The 6,248-nt window shown below is 63.6% G+C and carries 4 protein-coding genes and 1 pseudogene; 2 read left to right on the plus strand and 3 right to left on the minus strand.

The window, feature by feature from the left end:
* Positions 1–175: 175 nt before the first annotated feature.
* Positions 176–1,672 (plus strand): neutral zinc metallopeptidase, encoded by a 1,497-nt coding sequence (locus AC5Y7V_RS27780; RefSeq protein WP_499883244.1) that lies wholly within the window; start codon positions 176–178, stop codon positions 1,670–1,672.
* Between the two features lie 792 nt (positions 1,673–2,464).
* Here the strand turns inward: AC5Y7V_RS27780 and AC5Y7V_RS27785 are convergent.
* Both AC5Y7V_RS27785 and AC5Y7V_RS27790 read right to left on the minus strand, forming a co-directional pair.
* A complete protein-coding gene (locus AC5Y7V_RS27785) occupies positions 2,465–2,842 on the minus strand; it encodes a hypothetical protein (protein WP_499883245.1) in 378 nt (125 codons plus the stop codon).
* A gap of 464 nt (positions 2,843–3,306) precedes the next feature.
* A pseudogene (locus tag AC5Y7V_RS27790) lies at positions 3,307–4,052 on the minus strand (YoaK family protein).
* Positions 4,053–4,665: 613 nt separating this feature from the next.
* Between AC5Y7V_RS27790 and AC5Y7V_RS27795 the strand changes: the two are divergent.
* Positions 4,666–5,607: a hypothetical protein gene (locus tag AC5Y7V_RS27795; protein ID WP_499883246.1), complete on the plus strand. Its 942-nt coding sequence runs from the start codon at positions 4,666–4,668 to the stop codon at positions 5,605–5,607.
* 295 nt (positions 5,608–5,902) lie between these two features.
* Here AC5Y7V_RS27795 and AC5Y7V_RS27800 read toward each other — a convergent pair whose 3' ends face one another.
* A complete protein-coding gene (locus AC5Y7V_RS27800) occupies positions 5,903–6,145 on the minus strand; it encodes a hypothetical protein (RefSeq protein WP_499883247.1) in 243 nt (80 codons plus the stop codon).
* Positions 6,146–6,248 lie beyond the last annotated feature (103 nt).

Genomic DNA, 6,248 nt, shown 5'->3' on the forward strand with positions numbered 1-6,248 from the left:
TGGCGTGCTGGGTGTGCTGCCCTCAGACGCCGCCGGTGGTGCTGGATCCGGCGGCGCTGGTATTGGACCGCTGTCGACGATTCGTTTTGGTTGAGCGCGGACGGACCCTGGCCGACGGATCTAAAATATGGATTCCTTGGTGCTGCCGTTCAGGCTGGTCGGGATGAGGTTGCCAATGGATAACCGCTGTCGGAGGCGATGTCGGTCGCGGCGTGGTCGTTCCCGCAGGTCGATCATGTCGGCGAGGGCGGCAATTGTGTGCGCGTGGGCGGCGCTGTTGGTCGCGGGGTGCACAACCGTCGTCGACGGGCGGGGTGTGTCGATCCTCAATGACCCATTCCGGGTAGCGGGTCTGCAAGCGGTCGACGGTCCCAGCGGGCCGCGCCCGAACGGCCCCAAGCCGACCGGCACGGTGGACAACACCGACGGCGGTGTCATCGACACGCTGGCGTTGTTGTCGGTCAACGACATCGAGCAGTACTGGAAGCAGGCCTATGGCCAACCCCTGAAAGGCAGCTTCACCCCGGTCGAAGAGCTGGTTTCCTACGACTCCAACAGTCAGGACAGTCCGGCAGTGTGCAGCAACGCGACCTATCAGAACGTCAACGCCTTTTTCACCTCGAAGTGCGACCTCATTGCCTGGGATCGTGGAGTGTTCATGCCGGTCGGGAAAGACATTTTCGGCGACATGTTCATAACGGAGGTGTTAGCCCACGAGTACGGGCACGCCCTGCAGCAGATGGCGAAACTGGTCACCAGAAAAGACCCCACCATCGTCCGCGAGCAGCAAGCCGATTGTTTCGCTGGGGCCTATCTGTGGTGGGTTGCCGCAGGTAAGTCCCCGCGCTTCACGCTGAGCACCGGTGACGGGCTCGACCACGTGCTCGCCGGGATGATCACCACCCGCGACCCGGTGATGGACTCAGATACCGAAAACGATGACGAACACGGGTCGGCGTTAGATCGGGTTAGCGCCTTCCAGATGGGCTTCATCACCGGCACCCCGGCATGCGCGGCAATCACTATGAACGAAATCCTGCAACGCCGCGGTGACCTGCCGACGACCTTGCGGGTCGGTCCCAACGGGGTCGCGCAGACCGGTGAGGTCGCGATCAACCAAGACACCTTGTCGACGCTGATGGAGCTGATGGGAAAGATCTTCGTCCTCCCGCAGCCGCCAACGTTGTCCTACAACCCGGCAGATTGCTCCGGTGCGAAAGCCAGCCCACCGGCGTCCTACTGTCCGGACACGAACACCATCACTGTCGACCTGCCGGCCTTGCAGAGGATCGGACAGGTCGCCAACGAGAAGGAACACAGCCTGCCGCAAGGTGACGACACCGCCTTGTCGATCGTGATGTCCAGATACGTGCTGGCGGTGCAGCGCGAACGCGGCCTGCCACTGCACAGCGAGTGGGCGGCCCTGCGGACCGCGTGCCTGACCGGAGTTGCCCACCGCAAGATGGCCGAACCCATCGACCTGCCATCCCACCACCACCTCGTGCTCACCGCCGGTGACCTCGACAAAGCCGTCTCGGGGCTGCTCACCAACCACCTGGTCGCCAGCGACGTTGACGGTGTCACCGTGCCGGCCGGTTTCACTCGGATAGCGGCGTTCCGCGTCGGCGTGGGCGGCGATGAGGGTGTGTGCTACAAGCGGTTTCGCGGATAGCGACACCCTGAATCTGATCTCAGGCGATCTCAGCGGTCCTGGGCATTAGCTGGTCGCCCTGCGCAAGCTCGGCCTGCCAGTCGTGATGATTACGGGGGACACCGCCCGCGCCGCGGCGGCGATCGCCCGCTGAGTCGGCGTCGCCCGTGTGCCGGCCGAAGTCCTACCCGAGCACAAGGCCGGCGAGATCCGTTGGCTGCAAGCCGAACACCGGCAGGCGGGCATGGTTAGCGACGGCATCAACGACGCGCCCCGCGCCGACTCAGGCCAACGTGGGGTTGGCCATCGACACCGACACGTCGCCCTTCGAGGCGGCGCATGGCTGGTTGGCCCCAGGGTCAGCGCCCTCCACCAAAATCTGGTAGTTGGTGTCAAGGAGTCGGTCGCGACAACCGCCGCCGCCTGAGCGGCCCAGCATCCTGCCAGCAGCCGTATCCGACTCCCTCAACGGCGACGCTGCGTGGTCGGGGTCTAACAGTTCATATGGGGAATGCAACCGCCGGGAGCGCTGGGTACATTCCCTGTGGTGGAAGGCCCACCGGGGGCGGGAGTTCCGGGAGCGGTTGACATCGAGGGTGCTGGCGTCACGCTGGACGAAGGGGTAGTGGACGGCGTTGTGGTCGTGCCTGTCGATTTAGGGCCGCCGCATCCGACCGCTAAAACAAGTACAGCTGCACCACCAAACAGCGCGATCGCCGTCCTGGTTTCAGATTTCATCAAGCCTCTCCATTCTCCTTCGTGTTGTCCGCCCTGTCCCCATAGTCGGCACGCCGAGCCATACCGGGTAGGGGCTTAGGTCCCTGCATGCGGGACCAACAGGTACAGCCTGAGCCGGTCTTCGCGATCACGCAACAGCTCGATGATCCCGGCCCGGATCAGACATCGAATGCGGACTCTGGATCGTTGGGCGCGCCGATGATCAAGATCTTCACTCCGCATGTCGCGAGCCAGGGTTTCAATCACCGGCGCACCGACCGCTTGCGGGCAACGCCGCCGGGTGTTGAACCGGTCGCTGATATCGCCGCCAGTCCGGTGGTGCCGAGAGACAAATTCGTCGCAAATCAACCGTGGGCCGCCCGAAATACGTTGATGGCAAATGGTTTCTGCTCTCCGCGCACCGCCAGGCTTGGGCATCATGGTGCGGTTCGCGGTTCGCGGCTCGCCGATCACGAACCGCGCTCATCATCTAGGGTCCGAATCAGGTCCGTACGACTGTGTTTACGCCTATTTCTTCTTAGGTTATTAGTCCGCATTTCGCCCATTCGGGAAACAACGAGATTCGGCAGTGTTCCCGGTTGCGAGGAGCACGCCGACCCGCGATCGTGTTTCATCGTTGTCCCATTGAGTCGGCGTCAACCAGTCGTCGAACACACAGAATCTTCCGTGAGCATGCGATGCCGTGCAGCTCGATTGACGCATGCCCGACATCGTGGTGCTCCTGGCCGCGGAGGTCGCTGATGCCCTGACCGCTACCGGGGAGCCTCACAGAGTGTGACCGTGCCATACGCTGACACCGAGCCTCCCGAGGACGGTGACGGGACCCCGTTAACGGGTCCAGCAGATCTGTACCGTGGTGGATGTCGACGATTGTCAAGGGAGGGCAGTTGAATTCGCGCACCGTGGTTGCGAGTCCGTCAACTGGACTTCTTGCGGATCATCGTCAGCACCGAACGGCGAGACTGACGTCGGCTGTTGGACTCCTTCAATAGGACACGGCGGTCGCCGTGGAAATGGGTGTACCCGGCGGTTAGCGAGCACACTAGGGTGGCGAGGGCTAACATCTGGGATCCATTGGCAACCAAGCTAATACACCCGCCGACGAAGGCGCCCACGACGAAGCTTATGTACAGCAGAAAATATCCCAGCCACGCGGCCGCTGAGCCGCCGCTGATGTGACGTTCGATGCCTTGGCCCATCTTCACCAGCGTCCCGGTCACGTAGCTAAGCGGGGTTGACACCTCGCCGTCCTTGACAAAGGACGTATTGAGGGCGCCGATTCCGAACGCGACGAACGGGATTGGTACGAACGAGAGGTCACCAGCCGCCGACCACCCATGTGTGGCGATGCAAACGATGGTGGCGGCGCCCCCAAAGACAAGGCGGTCAGAACCGTCGGGCCATGGGGATGCGCCACCCACAGATGGCGCCGACACAATGACGCAACGACCACACCAGCGACAAAGGCCGCCAACAGCAGCGTCGCGGTCATGGCGAGCCAGGGTTGATCGCGAAAGTACCCCAGCGCCGCACGTTCGGTGTTACCGGTCATAAAGGTCACGAAGTATCCCGCGGAGTGAGTGAACGCCACGGCACCAACCAACCCGGCCAGCGCGGCCAGCACCCATGACAACCTTGTCTCGCTGTCGAACCTCTCGCGCATACGGCTAATCCTAAAAGCACACAGGGCGGTTCACTCGCAATGCCAGTGACTCTGTGCGGCTTTGTGGCCCATCTGCACATTGCAGTGGACGCGTTCGTCTCGGGCAGGCCGCGCGGGGATGGCGTCGGTGGCGTAGGTGTTCCTCTACTGACTCAAGTCTTGCCGAGCCCCGAAGGCGGCTCCCCGCGTCGCCAAGTGCGACGACCATCAAGATCAGGTCGGACCCGGCTCAGATGTGAGGGATCGCGGCTGCACGAAATTTCGCGCTGGCTTGTATCGGATCACGGCGAACATCGCCCGCGATGCCAATACACTGGCGTCGGAGGTTGTTGTGGCCGATTGGTCGGGTGGGTGCTTTGAGGACCCGAACGCGGTCAGCGGATCTGGCCGGGACGATCCGGACGCGTCTAGCAGCGCGGGGCCAGGTCAGGACGGTCCGACTGAGGGCGTGCCAGGCCGGTGGGGCCTGGGTGTTTCGTCGTCACCGCGGGCCGGACAACCGCCGCCGCCACCCCGGCAACCGGCGCGGGCTCCGCAGGCGGGCGATGCGTCTGCACCGGGGTGGCCCTCGACCCCTGGCGGCCGCAAGGACCGCAAACGGTGGGTTGTCTTGGTGGCGGCCGCCGGCGCAATGCTGGTAGCGGTGGCCGTCGTTGTGGTGAGCACGCTGGCCGACAGGGACGGCGGCCGGGCCGGCGGGTCGGCCGGCGATGTGGTCAAGAACTACCTAGCGGCGTTAGCCCGTGGGGATGCCCAGACCGCTTTGTCCTATGGGATTGACCCGCCCGCCAGCACAGAGTTCCTGACCGGTGAGATCCTCAAAAAGCAAGTCGCACAATGGCCGATCCGCAATATCAAGATTTTGCACGACAATTCGGGGGCGCCCGAGGCGGCGGTGAGCATGGCTCATGTGCATGTGGTCGCCACGTTCGGTGACCAAACCTCGGATGCGGTTTTGGATTTGAAAATGGACCACAACCGCTGGAAGCTGGCCTCGGCGGCGATCAAATTCACGCCGGGCCTGGGTGCGTCGATGGGCAATGCCGCCGCGAAAACGGTGACGCTATTTGGTAAGCCGATCCGCGACGCCACCGTGTATGTGTTTCCCGGATGGGTCGACATCGGCACCACCAACCCCTACCTGACGGTTGAGGTCCCACCGCTTCTGCTCGACCAATTCACGATGGCGGCTCCGTTCTGGGTGCATCCGACCTTTGCGCTAGCGGATAAGGGTCGCGACGCGGTGCGCGCGCAGCTGGCCGCGGCGATGGCCAATTGTCAAAAGTCCAATCTGCTGGCGCCGTCGGGCTGCCCGCTGCATCTGGACCCCGACGGTGTGGTCGAGGGCACGGTCGTGTGGGGGAGCGCCGATTTGAGCGCGATCCTACTCGACAACTTTGACCCCTACCGCCTGACGCAGGCGTTTTCCGGCCGGATCACCGTGCCGGTCACCGTCAAAACCTCCGGCGGGGCGACCAAGCAAGAGCACGCCACCGAATTCTTGTCGGGGACCGCCGATCTGGCCACAACCCCGCCCGAACTCACATTCCGGTAGACCAAACCGCCCGTCGTCGGGCCCTCGTGACGGTCCAGGCAATGGCCACACTACTTGAACAGAGTTGCCGAACCTGCCAACAAATATCGCCGGGGCGATCCCGCAGCGGTTCTTGGTGATCGTTGCCGAAACCTACACGGCACTGGTCGGAAGTCCAGACGGGGCTGTTGGTCCTCGACAAGCGTTGTGCACCATCGCGGGGCGTTGGCCGGTGTTGGCGTTGCGAGTCGTGCAGCGATGTATTCGCTATCAGCGCGTGCCCGGCACGCCACGACTAATCGGCGTTGGTCGGGGCCTAGCAGTTCATGTGCGGGATGCAACCGCCGGGAGCACCGGGGACATTGCCGTCTGTGGAGGGTGTGGGGGCTCCGGCAGTGGTGGGCGGTGCGGGCGCTGGCGCCACCGTGGACGTCGGCGTCGCAACCGGTGCGGACGTCGTTGTGTCGCCGAGCAACACCCCGCCGCCGACTCCGGCCGCGAACGCAACCACGACTGCACCACCGACCAGCGCGATCTTGGTCTTGGCTTGAGATGACATCGAACTCTCCATTCGTTCTTGCGTTGTCTTGGAATCCCTATCATTATGGCCAGTACCCCCAGGGGGTAGGGACTTTAGACCCTTATGCATGAGGCGAACCGGT

Source organism: Mycobacterium sp. NGS34, assembly GCF_059812845.1.

What these genes read in the sequence shown, in the direction of transcription:
- AC5Y7V_RS27800 (WP_499883247.1), bottom strand. Translation starts at nt 6,145, where the DNA reads ATGTCATCTCAAGCCAAGACCAAGATCGCGCTGGTCGGTGGTGCAGTC.
- AC5Y7V_RS27780 (WP_499883244.1), top strand. Translation starts at nt 176, where the DNA reads ATGGATAACCGCTGTCGGAGGCGATGTCGGTCGCGGCGTGGTCGTTCC.